Genomic DNA, 21,993 nt, shown 5'->3' on the forward strand with positions numbered 1-21,993 from the left:
CCGAGGGAAGGCGTCTAACATAGCGCCATGGAAACCAAGTGGCTGGAAGACTTCATCTCATTGGCCGAGACCCGCAGCTTCAGCCGGTCGGCGGAATTGCGCCATGTGACGCAGCCCGCGTTCTCGCGCCGCATCCAGTCGCTGGAAGCGTGGCTCGGTGCCGACCTCATTGACCGCACCTCCTATCCGACCCGCCTGACGCCCGCCGGGGAAGTGTTCTACGAGCAGGCGCTGGAGATGCTGGGCCAGATCAACAATGCGCGCGCGCTCCTGCGCGGCAAGCGTCCCACCGCGCAAACCACGGTCGATTTTGCGGTGCCGCACACGCTGTCGCTGACCTTCATGCCGAAGTGGATGACCGAGCTCGAGGAGGGGTTCGGCACCTTGCGCACGCGTCTGATCGCGTTGAACGTGCACGATGCGGTGATGACGATGGTGGAGGGCGGCTGCGACCTCCTGCTGTGCTACCACCACCCGCGTCAGCCGGTGCAGCTCGATGCCAGCCGCTATGAAATGCTCACGCTCGGCAACGAGGCATTGCGCGCGTACTCGCGTTGCGACCGCAGCGGCACGCCGCAGTTTTTGCTGCCCGGCAGCGCCAAGTCGCCGCTGCCTTTCCTCTCCTACACCAGCAACGCCTACCTCGGTCGCATGGTGGAACTGATCCTCTCCGATGCGAAGCGTCCGCTGCACCTCGAGAAGCGCTACGAAACCGACATGGCCGAGGGCCTGAAGATGATGGCGCTCGAAGGGCACGGCGTGGTCTTCCTGCCCGAATCCGCAGTCACGCGCGAAGTACGCCAGAAGCAGCTCGCGCGCGCCGACGGCGGGCAATCCGGCTGGGAAGTGAACATGGAAATCCGTCTCTACCGTGAGCGCCCCACGTCGCAGCGCCCGGGCAAACCCATCGTGTCGCGCCTCTGGGATTACCTCGTGCAGCGCAGCCAGGCGCAGACCAAAGTACGTGCCAGGAAGCGCAAGGACGCGGCCTGACATGCCGCACCAAAACTATGCGTTTCATGCATAGTTACATGCGCACAAAGCATTGGATTTGCTGCAACGCCTTGCAATAGCATCCATCCCGTGTCGCACCTCATTGTGCGTATGAACCCGGAAGGAGCGTAGGCAGCATGTCCATCAAACACGAAGTCCCGTCTTACCTGACCCCGCACGAAATCGGCCCCTGGGGCGTTTACCTCGAACAGATCGACCGCGTCACGCCGCACCTCGGCTCACTCGCGCGCTGGGTCGAAACCCTCAAGCGCCCGAAGCGCATCCTCGTCGTCGACGTGCCCATCGAGCGTGACGACGGCACCATCGCGCACTTCGAAGGCTATCGTGTGCAGCACAACACCTCGCGCGGCCCGGGCAAGGGCGGCGTGCGTTTCCACCAGGACGTGACCTTGTCCGAAGTCATGGCGCTGTCCGCCTGGATGACGGTCAAGAACGCCGCGGTCAACGTGCCGTACGGCGGCGCCAAGGGCGGCATCCGCGTCGATCCGCGCACCCTGTCCACCGGCGAACTGCAGCGCATGACGCGCCGCTATACCAGCGAAATCAACATCATCATCGGCCCCAACAAGGACATCCCGGCGCCGGACGTCAACACCAATGAAAAGGTGATGGCATGGATGATGGATACCTATTCCATGAACCAGGGCAGCACCGCCACTGGCGTCGTGACCGGCAAGCCGATCTCCCTTGGCGGCAGCCTCGGCCGTCATGAAGCGACCGGCCGCGGCGTCTACGTCGTCGGCTGCGAAGCGGCGGCAAAGCGTGGCCTCGACATCAAGGGCGCGCGTATTGCAGTGCAAGGTTTCGGCAATGTGGGCGGCATCGCGGCCCGTCTGTTCGCGGAAGCGGGTGCAAAGGTCGTCGCTGTGCAGGACCACGTTGGCACCGTCGTGCGCGAGTCCGGCATTGATGTGAATGCCCTTCAGGCCCACGTGAAGGAACACGGCAGCGTTGCCGGCTTCCGCAACGCGGAAGCGATCGCCGACCGCGCCAGCTTCTGGGAAGTCGACTGCGACATCCTGATCCCGGCGGCGCTCGAACAGCAGATCACCGAAGCCAATGCGAACAAGATCCGCGCCAAGATCATCCTCGAAGGCGCCAACGGCCCGACGACGCCGGCGGCGGACGATATCCTCCATGAGAAGGGCGTGTTGGTCGTGCCGGACGTCATCGCGAATGCTGGCGGTGTGACGGTCAGCTACTTCGAATGGGTGCAGGACTTCTCCAGCTTCTTCTGGACCGAAGACGAGATCAACCAGCGCCTCACGCGCATCATGCGCGAGGCATTCACCGCCGTCTGGCAGCTTGCCGAAGAAAAGAAGGTATCCCTGCGTACCGCCGCCTTCATCGTGGCATGTACCCGGGTGCTGCAGGCGCGCGAGATGCGCGGCCTCTATCCCTGATCGGCATCAAGAGAATGGCGGCGGGCAACGCACCCGCCGCAATCAAAACCAGCCGACCGCCCGCAAGCCCGACAGAGGCCGGCGGCGGCTGATTGCAGCACAGCATGAGCAGGAGACCTTATGCATGCCTTATCCCCGCCAGCCCCACGAGGGGCTACTCCTTCGCGTCAAGCGAAGCGTCCGTATGCACGGCAACAACAAGCCGAAGCCTTACCGCCGAATGACGTGCTATTGTTTGGTTTGCGTGCCAGTGCGCAGAATTCAAATGGCTTCGTCGTGGTCGGCGATGCTCTCTCCGCCGAACCTTACGCCATCCAGCTGCGCAAGGACATTGCTCCCTTCATGGGCCCGTTCGATCACGATTCGGGTCGCCGCTCAATGAAGGGCAGATCTACAGACAGTTCGTACTTGGTTAAAGAGTCCCGTTCCCTGCATGGCCGTCCATGCAGGAAGCAGGTACGTAGTACCACGTAAGGGTTCGCGCGCCTTTTCGGTGCGGATCGCAGGCAGTCAACGTGTCCGCCTGAAGGCACGTTTTTCGCAATGAAGGAATGCACTTTAAAAGCCGGCTCGCGGGAAGTGAACAAGTGTGCTTTTGAAGCAGTCCTTTTGGTACACTAGGCCCCGCAACTTTTCCTGGAGACAACATGAAACTATCAAAGATCATCACCGTCCTGATCGCCACCGGAGCAATCGCCGGCACGGCTCAAGCACAAGACCTCACCGGTACGCTGAAGAAGATCAAGGACACCGGCACCATTACCGTGGGGCACCGCGAGTCTTCCGTACCGTTCTCATACCTCGACGACAAGCAGCAGCCCATCGGCTACGCGATGGACCTGTGCATGAAGATCGTTGACGCGGTGAAGACGGAACTCAAGCTGCCCAACCTGAAGGTGAGCCTGCAGCCTGTCACGTCCAGCAACCGCATCCCGCTGCTCCAGAACGGCACCATCGACCTGGAATGCGGCTCCACCACCAACTCGGTCGTGCGCCAGCAGCAGGTTGCATTCGGCCCGACCTACTTCGTGGTCAACGTGACCGCCGCTGTCAAGAAGTCGTCCAACATCAACTCGCTGGCCGATCTGGCAGGCAAGACGGTGTCCACGACCTCCGGCACGACCTCGGTTCCGCTGCTGAAGGCCTATGAAAAGACCAAGCACGTGGACGTCAAGGAAATCTACGGCAAGGACCACGCCGAATCCTTCCTGCTGATGGCCGACGACCGCTCGCAAGCTTTCGTGATGGACGACATCCTGCTGGCCGGCCAGATCGCCAACTCGCGCAACCCGGCTGACTTCAAGATCATCCAGGAATCGCTGCGCCAGGAGCCGTACAGCATGATGCTGCGCAAGGATGACCCGCAGTTCAAGGCGCTGGTCGACAAGACCATTGGCAATGTGATGAAGTCTGGTGAGATCGAGAAGATCTACTTCAAGTGGTTCCAGAGCCCGATCCCGCCGAAGAACATCAACATCAACTTCCCGATGACCCCGGCGATCCGCGAGGCATTCAAGAACCCGAACGACAAGGGCGTTCAGTAATCGCGTTGCACTCAAAGCAGGGCCGGAGGGGCGTTACAGCCGTTCCGGCTTTTTTTTAAGGCTGGGCCGGTAGCTTGGCCCGGCCGTGCAGGCTGGGAGAACAATAATGAATTTGGGGATTTTTTTCGAACAGGTGCCTGACGGCGACGGATCCTGGATCGAGATGCTGCTCTCCGGCCTGGGGTGGACGTTGTCCACCGCAGCGCTGGCGTGGATCATGGCATTTGTACTCGGTTCCATCGTCGGCGTTGCTCGCACCACGGACAAGACCTGGCTGGTCAGGCTCGGCAATGCCTACGTCGAGCTGTTCCGCAACATACCGCTGATCGTCCAGTTTTTCGTCTGGTATTTCGTCATCCCGGGCTTGATCCCTGCCGTCAAGGCCTGGGTAACGACGCTGGACCCGACCGACCACCAGTTCGCCACTGCGGTCGTCTGCCTCGGCTTTTTCACGTCGTCGCGTATTGCCGAGCAGGTGCGCTCCGGTATCCAGTCGCTGCCGCGCGGCCAGCGCAATGCGGGTTACGCGCTCGGCCTGACGCAGATCCAGACCTACCGCTACGTACTGCTGCCGATGGCGTACCGCATCATCATTCCGCCGCTGACGTCCGAAGTGATGAACCTCATCAAGAACACCGCGGTGGCCTATTCCATCGGCCTGGTCGAACTCTTCTTCCGCACACGCGAAATGGGCGAGATGACCTTCCGCTACTTCGAGGCCTTTGCCGCGGCGACGCTCATCTACGTCGTGATCGCCATGACGGCGAACCGCGTGATGGCCTTCATCGAGCGCAAGGTGGCTGTGCCCGGTTATATCGCAGGAGGTAAATGATGGGTGATCTCGATTTTGACGTCGTAGCCCGGACCTGGCCCTACCTGCTGACCGGCCTGCGGTACACGCTGCAGCTGACCGTGGTGGCTGCCGTCGGCGGCACCATCTTCGGCACGCTGCTGGCGATGGCCCGCCTGTCGCACTTCAAGCCGCTGTCGATGGTCGCAGCCGGTTACGTCAACCTGATGCGTTCGATCCCGCTGCTGCTGGTGATTTTCTGGTTCTACTTCCTGGTGCCGGTTGTGCTGCAGAGCATCATGGGGGCGGAGCGGCCGATCCAGCTCGGCGCAGACCGTTCAGCGTACATTACCTTCATCATGTTCGAGGCGGCCTACTTCTGCGAGATCATGCGTGCGGGCATCCAGAGCATCCCGAAGGGGCAGGTCAATGCAGCGTATGCGCTCGGCCTGACCTACCGGCAGTCGATGCAGCTCGTGATCTTGCCGCAGGCCTTCCGCAACATGCTGCCGATCCTGCTGACCCAGACCATCGTGCTTTTCCAGGACGTGTCGCTGGTCTCGCTGCTCAACGTTACCGACTTCGTCGGCGCCTCGGTCAAGATCGCGCAGCGTGACAGCCGCGTGGTCGAGATGTACCTGTTCGTTGCCATCATTTATTTTGCACTCTGCTTTGTGCTGTCGACGCTGGTCAAGCGCCTGCAGAAGCGCATCGCCATCATTCGCTAAGGATAACGAGATGATTGAAATCAACAATGTCAGCAAATGGTATGGAAGCTTCCAGGTACTGACCGACTGCACGACGAAAGTCGCCAAGGGTGACGTGATGGTCGTCTGCGGTCCGTCGGGCTCCGGCAAGTCCACCCTGATCAAGACGGTCAATGGTCTCGAGCCCTTCCAGAAGGGCGAGATTACGGTCGACAAGGTCTCCGTCGGCGACCCCAAGACCGACCTGCCGAAGCTGCGCTCGCACATCGGCATGGTATTCCAGAACTTCGAACTGTTCCCGCACCTGACGATCCGTCAGAACCTGACGCTGGCACAAGTGAAGGTGCTCGGCCGCAGCGAGGAAGAGGCGTCCACCAAGGGGCTCAAGTACCTCGATCGCGTCGGCCTGCTCGCGCACAAGGACAAGTTCCCCGGCCAGCTGTCGGGTGGCCAGCAGCAGCGCGTGGCGATCGCCCGCGCGCTGTCGATGGACCCGATTGCGATGCTGTTCGATGAGCCGACCTCCGCGCTCGATCCGGAAATGATCAATGAAGTGCTCGACGTCATGGTCGGCCTCGCACAAGAAGGCATGACCATGATGGTAGTGACCCACGAAATGGGCTTCGCCAAGAAGGTCGCCAACCGCGTGGTCTTCATGGACAAGGGCTACATCGTCGAGGATTGCACCAAGGACGAGTTCTTCGGCTCGCCGCGTTCCGACCGCGCGCGCGATTTCCTGGCGAAGATCATCCACTGACGTCCCGGTCCCGGACCAGGCCGCTCCCGCCTTCCGGCCGGAGCGGCTTTTTTGTGCGCGGCAGGTAAAATAGCGGCCATCTGAAGAAAGAGCCGCCATGTCTACCCAAACTCCCTCCAGCATCACCATTACCCGCCCCGACGATTGGCACCTGCACCTGCGTGACGGTGCTACATTGGCCAGCGTGCTGCCGCATACCGCGCGCCAATTCGGCCGCGCCATCGTCATGCCGAACCTGAAGCCGCCCGTCACGACCACCGAACAGGCCGCAGCCTACCGCGAGCGCATCCTCGCCGCATTGCCGACAGGCATGGATTTCCAGCCGCTGATGACCTTGTACCTGACGGACAACACGCCGCCCGACGAGATTCGCCGCGCGAAGGACAGCGGTTTCATCCACGCGGTAAAGCTTTACCCGGCTGGCGCAACGACCAATTCCGACGCCGGCGTGACCCAGTTGACGAAATGCTACAAGACGCTCGAAGTTATGCAGGAAGTCGGCATGCCCTTCCTCGTCCACGGTGAGGTCACCGACCCCGCCATCGACATCTTCGACCGTGAAGCCGTGTTCATCGACAAGGTCATGCAACCCCTGCGCCGCGACATGCCGGCCCTGAAGGTCGTCTTCGAACACATCACCACCAGGGATGCCGCACAATACGTCAGCGAAGCAGAAGGTCCGGTCGCCGCAACCATCACCGCGCATCACCTGCTATACAACCGCAACGAAATCTTCAAGGGCGGCATTCGTCCGCATTACTACTGCCTCCCGGTCCTGAAGCGCGAAGAGCATCGCCAGGCGCTGGTGCGCGTGGCGACCTCCGGCAGTGCCCGCTTCTTCCTCGGCACCGATTCCGCGCCGCACCCGAAGGGCTTGAAGGAGCATGCCTGCGGCTGTGCCGGCTGCTACACCGCCCTCCACGCGATGGAGCTCTATGCACAGGCTTTCGATGCCGCCGGCGCACTCGACAAGCTGGAAGCCTTTGCCAGTTTCAATGGACCGGCTTTCTACGGCCTGCCGCGCAACGCCGGCACCATCACGCTCAAGCGCGAAACCTGGACCTTGCCTGCGGAAGTCCCGATGGGGGATACGACCGTCGTGCCCCTGAACGGTGGCGAAGCGATTGACTGGAAATTTGACTGAGCCGTTCGCGGACTTCCTTGCCGGCATTGACTGGCAACGCCCCTGGCTCGATAGCATTCGCAACGCAGCCGCGCCGGTAATCGGTGCCGGCGACTGGCGCGTCGCCGTGAATGAGACGGTGGCGCGCACTGCGCTGGTTAACCACCTTGGCAAACCTGTCCACTTCGTTCCGCAGGCCGACCTGCCTGCGGGCATGGCCTACGAGGCATTCATCAGCGCGAGCGGCGGCGTGCCGACGCGCGACAATCTGCACGACTTCTTCAACGCCCTCGTCTGGCTGACTTTCCCTCGCATCAAGGTGCAATTGAATGCGCTGCAGGCGGGGGAAATTGCGCGTGCCGGGGATGCCGCTTCCGGCTCCCGCGGTCGCATGCGCGATGCGGCGACGCTGTTCGACGAGAATGCCGCCGTGCTCGTCGTGCGCGATGCAAGTATGCTCGACGCGTTGCGTTCCCACTGCTGGCGCGAAGCCTTCCTCGACCGCAAACACGACTTTTGGAACGCATGCGAGGTCTGGCTTTTCGGACACGCATTGATGGAAAAGCTGGTGCATCCCTACAAGGCCATCACCGCACACGCTTGGCCGGTCATAGCAGGTGTAGAGTACGGCAACTTATCCCATGCGGAAAAAACGGCCTGGATCGATGATGCCGTCAGCCGCCAATTGCAGGCTGGGTTATCCACTTCCGGCTTTACGCCGCTCCCTGTCCTCGGTGTGCCCACCTGGTGGGAGGGGCAGGACGCTGCCTTTTACGCCGACGCTACGGTTTTCCGTCCCAAACATCGTTCGTGATAACGCAAAAAGAAAAGGCACCCGAAGGTGCCTTTTCAATAAAGCAGTCAAACCAAAGCAGGCTTACGCCCGCATTTGATTAGAACTTGTGACGGACACCAACGTTGAACACGTTTGCGTCTGCGCCCAGAACTGCGTCGTTGTTGGTACGGCCGTACGAGGTGTACAGGTTGGTACGCTTCGACAGAGCGTGGGTGTAGCCAATTGCGTACAGGTCGGAGTTGGCGTTAGCAGTGCGGAAGTCGGTGCGGTTCCAGGAAGCCAGGATGGTGCCTGCGCCAACCGGAGCGGAAACGCCGAGCATGTAGTTACGTGCCTTGGTGGTTGCTGCTGCGGTTTCAGCTTCGCTGTTGCCGAATGCTGCGTGCAGGTTTGCAACGCCGAAGTTGAACTTCGCGCCCAGGTACAGCTTCTTGGCGTCAGCGTCAGCTGCAGCGGCGGTAGCACGCAGGTCGGAGGTGTGGTATGCGAACTGAACGTTCAGCGGGCCGTTTGCATAGCCAGCGCCAACACCGATTTGACGGCCAGCACCTTGGCTGCCGGCGACTTCGCCCAGACCGTAGATGGCGGAAGCGGACAGGCCGCCCATTGCCGGTGCGGAGTAAGCGATAGCGTTGCTTACGCGGATCGGGTAGCCAGCGAGGTTGCCGAACGGGCCGGAAGCGTCACCAGCCATGCCGGTTTCGAACGGGTCGATCGTGTCAACAGCGATGTGGAACGGGGAGTACTGACGACCGAAGGTCACAGCACCGAAGCCGCCCTTCAGGCCAACGAAAGCCTGACGGTTGAACAGGGTGTTAGCGGCGCCGAGGGCACCGGTGTCGATACCAAAACCGTTTTCCAGTTGGAAGATTGCGGACAGACCGCCGCCCAGATCTTCAGAGCCCTTGAAACCGATACGGCTGCCGGACTGGATGCCGCTGTTCATGCTCCAGAGTGCCTGGGAGCCAGGAGCGTTCGTGTCGCTGCGCTGGATGCCGACGTCAGCAACACCGTAGATGGTGACGTTGGTTTGTGCGGAAGCTGCGCCTGCGAAGGCGCCCAGGACTGCAAGCGCGAGAAGCGATTTTTTCATTGAATAATCCCCAAAGGTTTATCGAGCTAAAATTTTTGTAGTGCGTTCGGCAAGGCCACTAGTGAGAACGTCCCTGCCGAAGGAAGCTTCCTGATCATTTCATTAACCAAGCAGCTGGTGGATATTTCATCAAATATCGGGACTGACCACAAAGAGAATTTCGGTTTTGCAGCGGCTTATCGGGCCTTCTGTGGTGTTCCTGCAACGAAGTAGCGCGCGGGCAATAATGCGATGACAACGAATTGCACCAAGTTGGTGCGACGCATATCTCAACGCTATAAGCAGATTGGCAATAAAAAACGGGCTCTTCCGAGCCCGTTCCATCTCTAATCGTTGTGCAGCCAGCGACTGGCTGCGCAGCCGGATTAGAACAGGTGGTTCACACCCACAGCGATGTCGCGCTGGCGTGCATTGCCGGCGGACAGGGCGCGAGCAGCACCATCAAACTTCTTGTTGGTCAGCAGGCCGTACAGGTTGGTGCGCTTGGACAGGGCGTAGGTCGCGCCGAGCATCAGGTTGTCCTTGTCGCCAGTGGTTGCACCGGTCAGCTTCGTCTTGTAGAACGCGCCAGTCAGCTCGACGGCCGGGGAGATTGCGTAGTTCACACCTGCCCACATCCAGCGGGTCTTGGCATCGGCACCGACAGCCTGCTCGGCTTCCTGGTTCACGTAGCCAGCGGACACGCGAGCCGGGCCGAACTTGTAGGACGCGCCGAGGGTCCAGTAGTTGGTGTCCAGCGTACCGGTGGCGTTTTGGCGAATGTTATAGGCGCCGCCGAGGGCCAGCGGGCCGTCAGCGTAGGATGCGCCGATGGACTTCGCGGAGCTCGCACCAGTGTCGCCGGGCACTTCGCCCAGTGCATATTCAGCACGAGCCGTCACAGCGCCGAAGGTGCCGATGTACTGGATATCGTTGTTGTAACGCGTGCCTGCGCTCGAAGCGACGGCGTCAGCGATGCCAGGATACTTGTAGCCGAACGGATCATAGGCAGCGATCGTCTTGAACGCAACGGTGTACTGACGGCCGAAATCCAGGGAGCCCCATGCGCCACCCAGACCGACAGCTGCAGTACGGTTGAACAGGGTGTTGGCTGCGTCGAGTGCGCCGGTGCCGGTGTTGAAGCCGGTTTCCAGCGTGAAGTGCGCATTCAGGCCACCGCCCAGGTCTTCAACGCCTTTGAAGCCGATACGATTCGAGTTGTAGGTGCCGGTCGAGCCCATCGTCAGGTTGTTGTTGCCGGCTGCATCTACGTTGGTGGTGTGGCGGACGCCGCCGTCGAACGAACCGTAGATGGTGACGTTGGATTGAGCTTGAGCTGCACCTGCAAATGCACCCAGAACTGCCAGTGCGAGAAGCGATTTTTTCATTAACAAATCTCCAAGGGTTGGCGTGCTAAAATTTTTTTGAATTGCCTTGTAATGCACTCAGCAAGGCCACTAGTGGTAACGTCCCTGCCGACACTTCCGACCGCACTGGTCAAGAAGCTAATAGTGATTTCATCAAATGCATCCATTTTGGGCAAAGAGAATTTGGTGATAATCGTCCATTGCCGCCATTCATGTGGTTTTAGAACAACATCGTTGCGGGAATTAGTGCAGTTAGGGCAATAAATCGCAGGCCGCGTCTTGGTGATTCATGTGACTTTGACAAGTTTGCTGTTTTTTGTTGGTGCGCTATTGAATTTTTGCTGGCACTTGATGCCTGGTGCAAAATTTTGAATCGGCCACGTGCGCCGTCGTCAGCTTTTGTATTGCGTATTCGTTGCGCAGCCGTCTCTTGAGTAATGTGGAATGGAATGATGTGGAACATTGATGAGCTTATTTCCGGCGTGGACAAGGTCGTTCGCGTCGTTTCAGGCGTTGCTTCAGCTTCGCGTCCGAATCCGGCGACCCGGATTCCCGACGGCCAGCTCGACGACGCGGAGCGCCGCCACAGTGCCGGGCTGATGCGTGTGAACCACGTCGGCGAAGTGTGCGCGCAGGCGCTTTACGATGCGCAGGGCGCATTTGCGAAGAATCAAGACTTGAAACGTCAGTTCCGCCAGGCTGGTCGCGAGGAGGAAGATCATTTGGCGTGGACCGCGCAGCGACTTCAGGAACTGGGCTCGCGTGTGAGCCTGCTTAATCCGCTTTGGTATGCCGGCGCATATGCGCTTGGCGCGCTCGCTGCACGCATCGGTGACGCGCAAAGTCTCGGCTTCGTTGTTGAAACCGAACGCCAGGTCGAGGCGCACCTCGCCAGCCATCTCGAACGCTTGCCGCCTGGGGATCAAAAGTCCCGCGTCATCGTGGACCAGATGCGGGTGGACGAAATTGAACACGGCGCGGCAGCCAAGGCGATGGGGGCCGCCGAAACACCGTTGCCGGTGCAGTCGGCAATGCGTGCCATGGCGAAGGTCATGACCACCACTGCCTACTATATATAGAGGGGGCGGGCCGTCATCCTGACGGCCGTCGGCGTTACTGTGCCGCGCCTGGCGCGTCGGCGAGGTCGTCCACGATCTCGAACGAGTGCGTCATTTCTGCCGTCTTCTCGAGCATGATCGACGCGGAGCAGTATTTTTCGTGGGACAGCTTGATCGCGCGTTCCACCAGGCTCGGCTTGAGGTTGCGCCCCCGCACCGTAAAGTGAAAGTGCACTTTGGTGAAGACCTTCGGATCTTTCTCAGCCCGTTCCGACTTCAGCGTCACGTCGCAGCCGCGCACATCCTGCTGGCTCTTCCTCAGGATCAGCACCACATCATAAGCCGTGCAGCCGCCCGTGCCCGCAAGGACGACTTCCATCGGCCGCGGGGCGAGATTGCGGCCGCCGCCTTCCGGAGCGCCGTCCATCGCGACCACATGGCCCGATCCAGTTTCAGCCAAAAAGGTCATCCCGGAAAGTCCGGTCCATCGTACTGTGCATTCCATGGTGTTCTCGCTTGATTCGGGAGGCGCTCATTGTAACTGGTTTGACATGGCTGGTCTGGCAACTGCCTGGTCGTGGACAGGGGGGGGGCAGGATCATTCATTATCCGAATGAAAAAACCACATGGTGAAAAATTGCAACTCATTGAAAATAAAGGAATTTACGACGTTGGTGCGCGATTTGGACGGCGCGGCGCAGCCTTTTTCTTGCATTGCACAATAAATCTCGATAAAATTTAGTTGCTGGCTGTTAATTTTCTGCCTCGGCGAAAACGGCCAAAAGATTGTCTCCTCCACCCTCCTCCTTTGGTGTGGATTCAAACCCGATGCCTCGAAGCGTCGGGTTTTTTTTCGCCCGCGATTATCCGACAAAGATTCGGATTGACTCCAAGTCCTTGAAAAGGCTAAAATTTCAGGCTTTCCGTTCGCTCAGGAAAAGATAACAAGGTTGAGTCCGCTGGATTCACAGGCGGAACCGCCGCTAATTTGAGCGAGTATTTTTTAATTTAGGACATCATCATGAAGACCTTTTCCGCCAAAGCCCATGAGGTGAAGCGTGAGTGGTTCGTGATTGACGCAACGGACAAAGTTCTCGGACGTGTCGCCAGCGAAGTGGCACTCCGTCTGCGCGGCAAGCACAAACCCGAGTTCACTCCCCACGTCGACACGGGCGACTTCATCGTCGTCATCAACGCAGGCAAGCTGCGCGTGACCGGCAACAAGGCGCTGGACAAGACCTACTACCGTCACTCGACCTATCCGGGCGGTATCTACGAAACGAATTTCCAGAAAATGCAACAGCGTTTTCCGGGCCGCGCGCTCGAGAAGGCAGTCAAGGGCATGCTGCCCAAGGGCCCGCTCGGCTACGCAATGATCAAGAAGCTGAAGGTGTACGCAGATGGCAACCATCCGCACTCCGCCCAGCAACCCAAGGCACTCGAAATCTAAGGAACGGACATGATCGGTAACTACAACTACGGAACCGGCCGTCGCAAGAGTGCAGTGGCTCGCGTTTTCATCAAGGCAGGCAGCGGCAACATCGTCGTCAACGGCAAGCCGGCAGCGGAATACTTTTCCCGCGAAACCGGCCTGATGGTCATCCGTCAGCCGCTGGAACTGACCGGCAATGTCGAGCGTTTCGACATCATGGTGAACGTGCATGGTGGCGGTGAGTCCGGCCAGGCAGGTGCGGTTCGCCACGGCATCACCCGTGCGCTGATCGACTACGATGCAGGCCTGAAGGCAGAACTGTCCAAGGCAGGCTTCGTCACCCGTGACGCACGTGAAGTCGAACGTAAGAAGGTCGGCCTGCGCAAAGCACGTCGCGCCAAGCAGTTCTCCAAGCGCTAATCTGCGTTTTCAGAACATCGAAAAGCCGCCAGGTTTGCGCCTGGCGGCTTTTTGCTTTCTGGCGCACTGCAGCAGCCCGTTGGGTGCCGCTGTTAAAATTCCGGTTTCAGGTTCCACTCATTCTTCAGCAAGGAAAAATCATGATCAAGGTCGGCATCGTCGGCGGCACAGGTTATACGGGCGTGGAATTGCTGCGCCTGCTGGCCGCGCATCCCCAGGTACAACTCACCGCCATCACGTCCCGCAAGGAAGACGGCATGCCGGTGGCCGACATGTTCCCGTCCCTGCGCGGTCATGTGGACCTTGCCTTTGCGACGCCTGAAAAGGCAAAGCTGGCCGAATGCGACGTAGTGTTCTTCGCGACCCCGCATGGCGTCGCAATGGCGCAGGCCCGCGAACTGCTCGCCGCCGGAGTGAAGGTCATCGACCTCGCAGCCGATTTCCGCCTGAAGGATCCGGCCGAGTTCGAGAAGTGGTATGCGATGCCGCACTCTTGCACCGACCTCCTCGAAGAGGCGGTGTACGGTCTGCCTGAAGTCAACCGCGAAGCGATCAGGAAGGCGCGCCTGATCGGCCTGCCCGGATGCTACCCGACCTCCATGCAGCTGGGCTTCGCGCCCTTGCTCGCACAGGGCAAACCGCTGGTCAACGAGGCGAGCCTGATCGCCGACTGCAAGTCCGGCGTGTCCGGCGCTGGCCGAAAAGCCGAGGTGCATACGCTGCTCGCCGAAGCGGCAGACAACTTCAAGGCCTACGGCGTGAAGGGTCACCGCCACCTGCCGGAAACCACGCAGGGACTGCAGGCAATCGCGGGCGGCCGCAAGGTCGGCCTGACCTTTGTTCCGCACCTGGTGCCGATGATTCGCGGGATTCACTCCACGCTTTATGCGACCATCCTGCCGGAAGCGCGCGACACCGATTTCCAGTCGTTGTATGAAAACCACTTCAAGGGTGAGAAGTTCGTCGACGTCATGCCAGCCGGCAGCCATCCCGAGACGCGGTCGGTGCGCGCCTCGAACAAGCTGCGCATCGCGATCCACCGCCCGGGCGGCGGCGACCTGCTGGTGATCCTCGTGGTCGAGGACAACCTGGTCAAGGGCGCGGCGGGGCAAGGCGTGCAGTGCATGAACATCATGTTCGGTATTGATGAAACCGCAGGATTGATGCACATTCCGGTATTGCCCTAAGCACCGGATACTGAATGTCCCAATCGACGTCGTTGTTCAATTCGATGAAGTTGCGGCTCTGGCGGCGACGCATGTCGGTGTCGTCGCCGAAGATGACAATCAGGACACGTACGCCGTGGCCGATGCGCCTCGTGATTGTCCTGGCGGCGTTTCTGGCCGGCGCGGTGGCAATGTGGTTCGCCGGTTATGGCCGGTTCGCGACAGTCAGCCCGGACAACGCCCGCGCGATGGCCGCCGAATACAAGGAGCGACTCGACCAGGTGACGACCGAGCGGGATCAGCTGTCTACCACCGCCAATGCAGCGGAAAGCCAGCTGAATATCGAACGCTCCGCACAAAAGCAGCTGGCCGCGCAGGTGAAGTCCCTCGAGGCCGACAACATGCGCTTGAAGGAGGATCTTGCCTTTTTTGAAAGCCTCCTGCCTAACGCCACCGGGCCGGCCGGCGTTTCCATTCGCCGCCTGAAGGTCGACCAGCTCGCGCCGAACCAAGTTCGCTACCGGCTTCTGGTCATGCAAGGGGGCAAGGGTGACCGCCGTTTCAATGGCAGTTTGCAACTCATGGTGACAACTCTGCAGGACGGCAAAAGTGCTATGATGACCTTTCCGGCAGTTCCCGCCGATCAGGAAAAATTCAAACTCAGCTTCACGCATTACCAACGCGTGGAAGGGGTGCTCACCCTGCCCGAAGGCGCCGCAACCAAATTGGTCCAGGCACGTGTACTCGAAAATGGCCAGGTCCGCGCGCAGCAAGCCGCGAATTTGTAAAGGAGAGCCAGCATGTTAGGCCGCAAGAACAAAGGGACGATCGACAGCCTCATCGGTATTTCGACCAGGATCGAGGGCAATGTACGTTTCCAGGGCGGTTTGCGCATTGACGGACAGGTCAAGGGGAATGTGGTCGCGGAGGGCGATGAACCTTGCATGCTGGTCATTTCCGAGCACGCCAAGGTCGAAGGCGAAGTGCGCGCAGCGCATCTTGTGGTCAATGGCGAGATCGTTGGCCCGGTTTATTCTTCCGAACTCCTTGAATTGCAGCCGCGCGCCCGCATAACTGGAGATGTGAACTACAAGGCGCTGGAAATGCACGGCGGTGCGTTGGTGGCAGGAAAGCTCACGCATGACCAGGTTGGTGAACCGGTACTCAAGCTCGCCCTGTCGAATACGTGATCTTCGTCAAGCGACTATAATTAGGCCATTGAAATTTGCAGGAGTTTGAAATGAACGCAGTCACCGAAATGCCCGATCCGATCGTCTTTACCGACAGCGCCGCGTCCAAGGTCGCCCAGCTGATCGAGGAAGAAGGCAATCCGGACCTGAAACTCCGTGTCTTCGTGCAAGGTGGCGGATGCTCCGGTTTCCAGTACGGCTTCACCTTTGACGAAATCGTCAACGAAGACGACACCACGATGACCAAGAACGGCGTCCAGTTGCTGATCGACTCGATGAGCTACCAATACCTGGTCGGCGCGGAAATCGATTACAAGGATGACCTCGAAGGCGCGCAATTCGTCATCAAGAACCCGAACGCCACGACCACCTGCGGGTGCGGCTCGTCGTTCTCTGCCTGACAAGGTTGCTCCAGATCAAAAAAGCGCAGGTTAATCCTGCGCTTTTTTTGTTTCCGGATTGGGCCTGAAATACGGGGGAATATAATGGGCCGTTTGCCTTCGTTCCACCCGATCATGCAGGTTTTCCTCCGTTTTGCGCTGCCGGCGCTGCTTGCCACGTGTGTCCACGCGTCCAATGCGAAGGAGGAGAGTGCGCCTGAAGCCGATATCTGCTCGTCAAACTCGGCCGCCGAACGTACCCGTCCCTACGTGAACGAGGCCAAGGCCGTCTATTTCGTGAACCTGCGCGACGGCGACAAGGTCACGTCCCCGTTCCGCATCGCCTTCGGGCTGGTCGGCATGGGCATCGCTCCTGCGGGCGTCCGCATGGAGAATACTGGACATCATCATCTGCTGATCAACCAGAAGTTGACCAACGAGATGCTGATCAAGCCGATTCCCTTCTCGGAAAAATACCGTCACTTTGCCCGCGGCGAGACGGAAGCCACCTTGGATCTCCCGCCCGGGAAGCACACCTTGCGCCTCCTTTTTGCGGATGCCGACCACAAGCCGTATTACATCTCCAGCAAGGAAGTCACGGTCGAGGTCGTTGCGCGCAACGGCCTGAGCAAAAAGCCTTAGACGATTCCTTCAGGCGGGGTAGAGCGCCCCAAGAATCCGCAGTCCACTTGCGCCCGTCACGGCGGGCAGGTTTCCCGCTTGGCGCGTAACGAAACGCTGCGCCAGCCAGGCGAAGGCCAGTGCTTCCACATGATTGGGAGAGACGCCAAGCACATCGGTCGAATCGACCTTGGCCAAATGATGCCGCTGCCGCAGCGACTGCTGCAGGCGCTGCATCAAGTGACTGTTGTAGGCGCCGCCGCCGCAGACATGCACGGACGTCGCATCAGGAGCGTGGCGCGCAATGGCATGCGCTAGCGTTTCGGCGGTAAATGCAGCGAGGGTGGCCTGGACGTCTTCAGGCGCAGTGCCCGGATGGACCGCCAATTTGCGTTCCAGCCAGCCGGCATGGAACAGGTCGCGCCCCGTGCTCTTTGGCGGCGGCAGCGCGAGGTAGGGATCCGCCATCATCGCCGCAAGCAGCGCGGGGATTTCCTTGCCGCTTGCAGCCCAGGCGCCGCCGGCATCGTAGGTCTTGCCATGGTGCTGCGCGATCCACCCATCCATCAGCACATTGCCCGGTCCCGTATCGAAACCAATGATGCGCTTGCCGTGGTCCAGCACGCTGATGTTGCCGATACCACCGATGTTGACGACTACGCGCGTTTCGTCATCGCTGCCGAACACTGCCTGGTGGAAGGCGGGCACCAGCGGCGCGCCTTGTCCGCCTGCGGCAATGTCACGGCTGCGGAAGTCGGCAATGACATCGATGCCGGTCAGTTCGGCGAGTAGCGCCGGATTGCCGGTTTGCCGGGTATAGCCGAGTTCCGGACGGTGGCGCACCGTCTGTCCGTGTGCGCCGATTGCTTCGACTGCGTCCGCTGCAACGTTCGCGCCTTCGAGGAGCTGCGAAACGCAGTCGGCATAAACCTGTGCCAATCCGTTCGCCGACAATGCTTCGATGTGGATCTCGTTTTCGCCGGGCGCCTGCAGTTTCAACAGGTCGCTGCGCAGCGCGGGCGGGAAGGGCAGGTAGGCTGATGCGCGCGTGCGGACGTCGCCACCAGGGGAGAATTCGGCCAGAACGCCGTCGACGCCGTCGAGGCTGGTGCCGGACATCAGTCCGACGTAAAGCGAGGTCTGTGGAGCGGGCATAAAAAAACCGTTCGAAGGTTCAGCGGATTGTACCGGCCCTCGAACGGTTTGATGCGGCTGCGGCCCGAATTACTTCGATGCCAGCTTGATGCTGTTGTCTTGCGGATTCAGCAGCGCGAAGCGATGACGCATATCGTCGGCAACGGTTTTGAAGCGTTGCAGGTCGGCGCCGGCCAGCGGTTGCGCGTTCGGAATGCTGATCGACATCGGGTCGCGCGCTTCGTTGTTGACGCGGAATTCATAATGCAAGTGCGGGCCGGTCGACCAGCCGGTGGTGCCCACATAGCCGATCACCTCACCCTGGCTGACCTTGCTGCCCTTGCGCATGCCGTTGGCGAAACGGCTCATATGCGCGTAGGCGGTCGAATAATTGTTCCAGTGCTTGATCACCACGACGTTGCCGTAACCGCCCTGGGTGCCGGCAAAGTCGATGACGCCGTCACCGGCAGCGCGGATCGGGGTGCCGGTTGCGGCAGCGAAATCGACGCCTTTGTGCTGCTTCCATTTGCCCGAGATCGGATGAACGCGCATCGAGAATCCCGAGGAAACGCGGCTGAATTCGAGCGGGGATTTCAGGAACGCTTTCTTGAGCGATTTGCCGTCAAAGCTGTAATAACCTCCGCCTTGCTTGCTGCCAGGTTCGTCGAACCAGACTGACTGGTACTTGTTCGCGCCGTTCTGGAATTCGCCGGCCAGCACGCGGCCGGTGCGCAGGATTTCACCGTTCTGCCAGAAAGTTTCATAGACGACATTGAAGCGGTCGCCACGGCGCAGGTCGGACGCGAAGTCGATGTTGGTCGAGAACATGTCGACGATCTGCATCGCGATGCTGTCCGGGATTTGCGCGGCGTCGGTCGCGGCGAACAGCGAGGAACGGATTTCGCCGGTACGCATTTCGATGCGGCGTTCGACGGCGGCAGAGCTTTCCGACGCAGTGAAGCCGTTCGCCTCGCGCGCGATGACGAGGTTGCGAACCGGCTGGCCGCTGCCTTCGCTGAGTGTGGCGGTCAGGCGCTGGAGCTGGCCTTCGCTGTTGGTTTGCGCCTGGACGCGGCGGCCGGCCTTGAGCTTAAGCACCCCGTAGGCGACCTGGTCAGATTTGATGAAGTTTGCCGCGGCATCGTCATGGACGCCGAGGCGGTTCAACAGGGTTGCCAGCGTATCGCCGGAACGGACCTTTTCTTCACGCAGGTAAAACTGGTCGGCGGATTGCAGGTTCGCGATCTGCTCCGACAGGCTGGGGACGGCAAGTTCTTCGACAATCGACTTCACCGGGAGGTCGGCTGCATCCGGGGCCATCGGTGCGACGCCGGCGGCGCCGAACGCAACGACTGCGAGGAAGATCGCGGACGCATACACGACGCGCGTTTTGCGCGACGATGCGAAGAGTTGGTTGCTGCTCGAGCCCAGTTTCAGGATTTTGTCTGTAGTGAGCATGCAATAAGTTAAAATCTGCTGTTTTGACCGAGGGCGCCGTCAGAAAGGCGATCAGCCGATTGTTCCGGTAACGTGCGCACAAAAACGCTTCTGTCACCGGCCTTAAGGCGATCGACATGCTTTCTGAAAATGCCCGTGAGCCTGCAAGTAGTCATTGCGGACAAGCCAGCCAGGGGTGCTGCCGTGGATTCGAATGGCTGCACGATCGTCCCTGACGGGTTGCGGTGCCGCGTTGCAGACTCCGCTATTTCGACTTGCTGCGGAGTTTCTCTGCTGCAAGGTTGAAAATGAGCAGCAATTATACCAAACACATGGTATTGAAAATTCACCGCCATTTCTTAATTTTCCTCACTCCATGACCGACTCCCAGAAATTGCAAACGAATAACACTGCTACCGAGCCGCTGCCCTTGTCGGACTCCGTGCAGGATGCCCTGGCCGTCGCCAAGCGCGGCGTGGACGAACTGCTGATCGAAGCCGAATTCGCGCAAAAGCTGGCGCGTTCCGAGAAAACTGGCAAGCCGCTACGCATCAAGCTTGGCCTCGACCCAACCGCACCCGACCTGCACCTTGGCCATACCGTGGTACTGAACAAGATGCGGCAGTTGCAAAATCTGGGCCATCAGGTCATCTTCCTGATCGGCGATTTCACTTCAATGATCGGCGACCCGTCGGGCCGCAATGCGACGCGCCCGCCGCTGACGCGCGAGCAGATCGAGGAAAATGCGAAGACTTACTTCGCCCAGGCAAGCCTGGTTCTTGATCCGGCCCGCACTGAGATCCGCTATAACTCGGAATGGTGCGATCCGCTCGGTGCGCGCGGCATGATCCAGCTCGCCGCAAAATATACCGTCGCGCGCATGCTCGAACGTGACGATTTTACAAAGCGTTTCAAAGCCGGCACGCCCATTTCGGTGCATGAATTCCTGTATCCGCTGATGCAGGGATACGACTCGGTCGCACTGCAGTCCGATCTGGAGCTTGGCGGTACCGACCAGAAATTCAACCTGCTCGTCGGCCGCGAATTGCAAAAGGATTACGGCCAGGAGCCGCAGTGCATCCTGACCATGCCGCTGCTCGAAGGCCTGGACGGCGTCGAGAAGATGTCGAAGTCGAAGAACAATTACGTCGGCATCACCGAGCCGGGGAATACGATGTTCGCCAAGCTGATGAGCATCTCGGACACCATGATGTGGCGCTACTACGACCTGTTGTCGTTCCGCTCCATCGCCGAGATCGAACAGTTCAAGAAGGATGTCGAAGGCGGCCGCAATCCGCGCGACATCAAGGTGCTGCTCGCGCAGGAAATCGTCACGCGCTTCCACTCGCAGCAGGCCGCCGAAGATGCGCTGGCCGACTTCAACAACCGTGCCAAGGGCGGCATTCCGGATGACATTCCGGAAGTCAGCATCAGCGGCGCGCCGATCGGCATCGGCCAGTTGCTCAAGCAAACGAACTTGTGCGCATCTTCTTCGGAGGCACTGCGCATGGTCGAGCAGGGCGGCGTGCGCATCGATGGCGAAACGGTGAGCGACAAGGGGCTGAAGGTCGACGCCGGCACCTTCGTGCTGCAGGTGGGCAAGCGCAAGTTTGCCCGTGTGACGCTCGCATGATCGCTTTGCTGCAACGCGTGCTGGAATCGAGGGTCGTGGTCGGCGGCGCCACCGTCGGCGCGATCGGTCCCGGCCTGATGGTGTTGCTGTGCGCCGAGCGCAACGACACCGAGAAGGAAGCTGAAGCGCTCCTGGCCAAACTACTGTCCTACCGGGTGTTCAGCGATGATGCCGGTAAAATGAACCGCAGCATCACGGACGTCAATGGCGGCCTGCTGCTGGTGCCGCAGTTCACCCTGGCTGCGGATACGCAGTCCGGCACGCGGCCGTCGTTTACGCCCGCCGCGCCTCCCGCCGAGGGGAAAAGGCTGTTCGACTATTTCGTGGACAAGGCGCGGGCGAGGCATGCGATCGTGGAAACCGGCGAATTCGGCGCCGACATGAAGGTCTCGCTGACCAATGACGGCCCGGTCACCTTCTGGCTGCAGATCAAGCCGCAAGGCGCCGACTGAAGATAGGCTGTGCATCACAACCCAACCAACAAGGAGGCCTCGATGAAACTCTGGAGCGATTCATTCAAGGATGGTGGTGTCATTCCCGGCGAATTTGCGTTCTGCGTGATCGACCCGAAGACGCATGTTGCGCTGTCTTCCAACAAGAATCCGCATCTCGCCTGGAGCGAGGTGCCGGCGGGCACGAAGTCATTTGCGCTGATTTGCCACGACTACGACGTGCCTTCGCGCGGCGACGACGTGAACCAGGAAGGAAAAACCGTACCGGCGGATTTGCCGCGCGTGGATTTTTTCCATTGGGTGATGGTCGATCTTCCGCCGAACCTGGATGCGATTGCGGCGGGACAGTACAGCAAGGACGTGTCGGCACGCGGCAAGCCGGGGCCGGCGATCAGCGGCGGACTGCCGGGACGCCATGGCATCAACGATTACACCGGCTGGTTTGCCGGCGACAAGGACATGTCGGGCGATTATTTCGGCTATGACGGCCCGTGCCC

The 21,993-nt window shown here is 60.1% G+C and carries 24 protein-coding genes; 19 read left to right on the forward strand and 5 right to left on the reverse strand.

Annotated features, from left to right (window positions below):
- Positions 1-27 precede the first annotated feature (27 nt).
- The 8 genes from AYR66_RS18705 to AYR66_RS18740 all read left to right on the forward strand — a co-directional run bounded on the left by AYR66_RS18705 (position 28) and on the right by AYR66_RS18740 (position 8,152).
- Entirely contained in the window at positions 28-993 is a 966-nt protein-coding gene (locus AYR66_RS18705; RefSeq protein WP_088708757.1) for a LysR family transcriptional regulator, read from the forward strand.
- A gap of 137 nt (positions 994-1,130) precedes the next feature.
- Entirely contained in the window at positions 1,131-2,417 is a 1,287-nt protein-coding gene (locus AYR66_RS18710) for a Glu/Leu/Phe/Val family dehydrogenase (protein ID WP_088708758.1), read from the forward strand.
- Between the two features lie 647 nt (positions 2,418-3,064).
- Entirely contained in the window at positions 3,065-3,961 is an 897-nt protein-coding gene (locus AYR66_RS18715) for a transporter substrate-binding domain-containing protein (RefSeq protein WP_088708759.1), read from the forward strand.
- Positions 3,962-4,067: 106 nt separating this feature from the next.
- Positions 4,068-4,793, forward strand: a complete 726-nt coding sequence (locus AYR66_RS18720) for an amino acid ABC transporter permease (protein ID WP_088708760.1) — start codon at positions 4,068-4,070, stop codon at positions 4,791-4,793.
- Complete coding sequence (locus AYR66_RS18725) at positions 4,790-5,479, forward strand: amino acid ABC transporter permease (RefSeq protein WP_088708761.1); 690 nt, start codon at positions 4,790-4,792, stop codon at positions 5,477-5,479. The genes AYR66_RS18720 and AYR66_RS18725 overlap by 4 nt, the downstream gene beginning before the upstream one ends.
- Before the next feature lie 10 nt (positions 5,480-5,489).
- Positions 5,490-6,215: an amino acid ABC transporter ATP-binding protein gene (locus AYR66_RS18730; protein ID WP_088708762.1), complete on the forward strand. Its 726-nt coding sequence runs from the start codon at positions 5,490-5,492 to the stop codon at positions 6,213-6,215.
- 97 nt (positions 6,216-6,312) lie between these two features.
- Positions 6,313-7,359, forward strand: a complete 1,047-nt coding sequence (gene pyrC / locus AYR66_RS18735; RefSeq protein ID WP_088708763.1) for a dihydroorotase — start codon at positions 6,313-6,315, stop codon at positions 7,357-7,359.
- Positions 7,352-8,152, forward strand: coding sequence for a DUF3025 domain-containing protein (locus AYR66_RS18740; RefSeq protein ID WP_234814938.1), 801 nt, complete (start codon positions 7,352-7,354; stop codon positions 8,150-8,152). Before pyrC ends, AYR66_RS18740 begins: the two co-directional genes overlap by 8 nt.
- Positions 8,153-8,231: 79 nt before the next feature.
- Here the strand turns inward: AYR66_RS18740 and AYR66_RS18745 are convergent, their stop codons facing one another.
- Both AYR66_RS18745 and AYR66_RS18750 read right to left on the reverse strand, forming a co-directional pair.
- Positions 8,232-9,227 carry a porin gene (locus AYR66_RS18745; protein WP_088708764.1) on the reverse strand — a complete coding sequence of 332 codons (996 nt, stop codon included), beginning with the start codon at positions 9,225-9,227 and terminating at the stop codon, positions 8,232-8,234.
- A 365-nt stretch (positions 9,228-9,592) separates the two neighbouring features.
- Entirely contained in the window at positions 9,593-10,594 is a 1,002-nt protein-coding gene (locus AYR66_RS18750; RefSeq protein WP_088708765.1) for a porin, read from the reverse strand.
- Positions 10,595-11,025: 431 nt separating this feature from the next.
- Here AYR66_RS18750 and coq7 point away from each other — a divergent pair, with 431 nt between their 5' ends.
- Positions 11,026-11,652, forward strand: a complete 627-nt coding sequence (coq7, locus tag AYR66_RS18755) for a 2-polyprenyl-3-methyl-6-methoxy-1,4-benzoquinone monooxygenase (protein ID WP_088709921.1) — start codon at positions 11,026-11,028, stop codon at positions 11,650-11,652.
- Between the two features lie 34 nt (positions 11,653-11,686).
- On the opposite strand, the gene AYR66_RS18760 is transcribed toward coq7, so the two are convergent.
- Positions 11,687-12,136: an OsmC family protein gene (locus tag AYR66_RS18760; RefSeq protein WP_088708766.1), complete on the reverse strand. Its 450-nt coding sequence runs from the start codon at positions 12,134-12,136 to the stop codon at positions 11,687-11,689.
- A 516-nt stretch (positions 12,137-12,652) separates the two neighbouring features.
- Here AYR66_RS18760 and rplM point away from each other — a divergent pair.
- The 7 genes from rplM (at position 12,653) to AYR66_RS18800 (ending at position 16,861) form a co-directional block, all read left to right on the forward strand.
- Positions 12,653-13,081 (forward strand): 50S ribosomal protein L13, encoded by a 429-nt coding sequence (gene rplM, locus AYR66_RS18770; protein WP_088708768.1) that lies wholly within the window; start codon positions 12,653-12,655, stop codon positions 13,079-13,081.
- A 9-nt stretch (positions 13,082-13,090) separates the two neighbouring features.
- Entirely contained in the window at positions 13,091-13,483 is a 393-nt protein-coding gene (gene rpsI, locus AYR66_RS18775; protein ID WP_088708769.1) for a 30S ribosomal protein S9, read from the forward strand.
- A gap of 140 nt (positions 13,484-13,623) precedes the next feature.
- Positions 13,624-14,670 carry an N-acetyl-gamma-glutamyl-phosphate reductase gene (gene argC / locus AYR66_RS18780; protein ID WP_088708770.1) on the forward strand — a complete coding sequence of 349 codons (1,047 nt, stop codon included), beginning with the start codon at positions 13,624-13,626 and terminating at the stop codon, positions 14,668-14,670.
- 14 nt (positions 14,671-14,684) lie between these two features.
- Positions 14,685-15,437, forward strand: coding sequence for a phage scaffolding protein (locus tag AYR66_RS18785; protein WP_234814939.1), 753 nt, complete (start codon positions 14,685-14,687; stop codon positions 15,435-15,437).
- 12 nt (positions 15,438-15,449) lie between these two features.
- Positions 15,450-15,839, forward strand: coding sequence for a bactofilin family protein (locus AYR66_RS18790; RefSeq protein ID WP_088708771.1), 390 nt, complete (start codon positions 15,450-15,452; stop codon positions 15,837-15,839).
- 50 nt (positions 15,840-15,889) lie between these two features.
- Positions 15,890-16,240 carry an iron-sulfur cluster insertion protein ErpA gene (gene erpA, locus AYR66_RS18795; RefSeq protein ID WP_088708772.1) on the forward strand — a complete coding sequence of 117 codons (351 nt, stop codon included), beginning with the start codon at positions 15,890-15,892 and terminating at the stop codon, positions 16,238-16,240.
- Between the two features lie 84 nt (positions 16,241-16,324).
- Complete coding sequence (locus tag AYR66_RS18800) at positions 16,325-16,861, forward strand: DUF4399 domain-containing protein (protein ID WP_206047219.1); 537 nt, start codon at positions 16,325-16,327, stop codon at positions 16,859-16,861.
- A gap of 9 nt (positions 16,862-16,870) precedes the next feature.
- Here AYR66_RS18800 and AYR66_RS18805 read toward each other — a convergent pair whose 3' ends face one another.
- On the reverse strand, positions 16,871-17,995 hold the full coding sequence (locus tag AYR66_RS18805) for an anhydro-N-acetylmuramic acid kinase (protein WP_088708773.1): 1,125 nt from the start codon (positions 17,993-17,995) through the stop codon (positions 16,871-16,873).
- 69 nt (positions 17,996-18,064) lie between these two features.
- Entirely contained in the window at positions 18,065-19,432 is a 1,368-nt protein-coding gene (locus tag AYR66_RS18810) for a M23 family metallopeptidase (protein ID WP_088708774.1), read from the reverse strand.
- Between the two features lie 355 nt (positions 19,433-19,787).
- On the opposite strand from AYR66_RS18810, the gene tyrS reads away from it, so the two are divergent.
- The 3 genes from tyrS to AYR66_RS18825 all read left to right on the forward strand — a co-directional run.
- Entirely contained in the window at positions 19,788-21,044 is a 1,257-nt protein-coding gene (tyrS, locus tag AYR66_RS18815) for a tyrosine--tRNA ligase (RefSeq protein WP_088708775.1), read from the forward strand.
- Entirely contained in the window at positions 21,041-21,496 is a 456-nt protein-coding gene (gene dtd / locus AYR66_RS18820; protein ID WP_088708776.1) for a D-aminoacyl-tRNA deacylase, read from the forward strand. The genes tyrS and dtd overlap by 4 nt, the downstream gene beginning before the upstream one ends.
- 42 nt (positions 21,497-21,538) lie before the next feature.
- On the forward strand, positions 21,539-21,993 hold a 455-nt coding region (locus AYR66_RS18825; RefSeq protein WP_141104274.1), incomplete at its 3' end, for a YbhB/YbcL family Raf kinase inhibitor-like protein.

The organism is Noviherbaspirillum denitrificans, assembly GCF_002211445.1.
GTDB classification, from domain to species: Bacteria; Pseudomonadota; Gammaproteobacteria; order Burkholderiales; family Burkholderiaceae_D; genus Noviherbaspirillum; species Noviherbaspirillum denitrificans.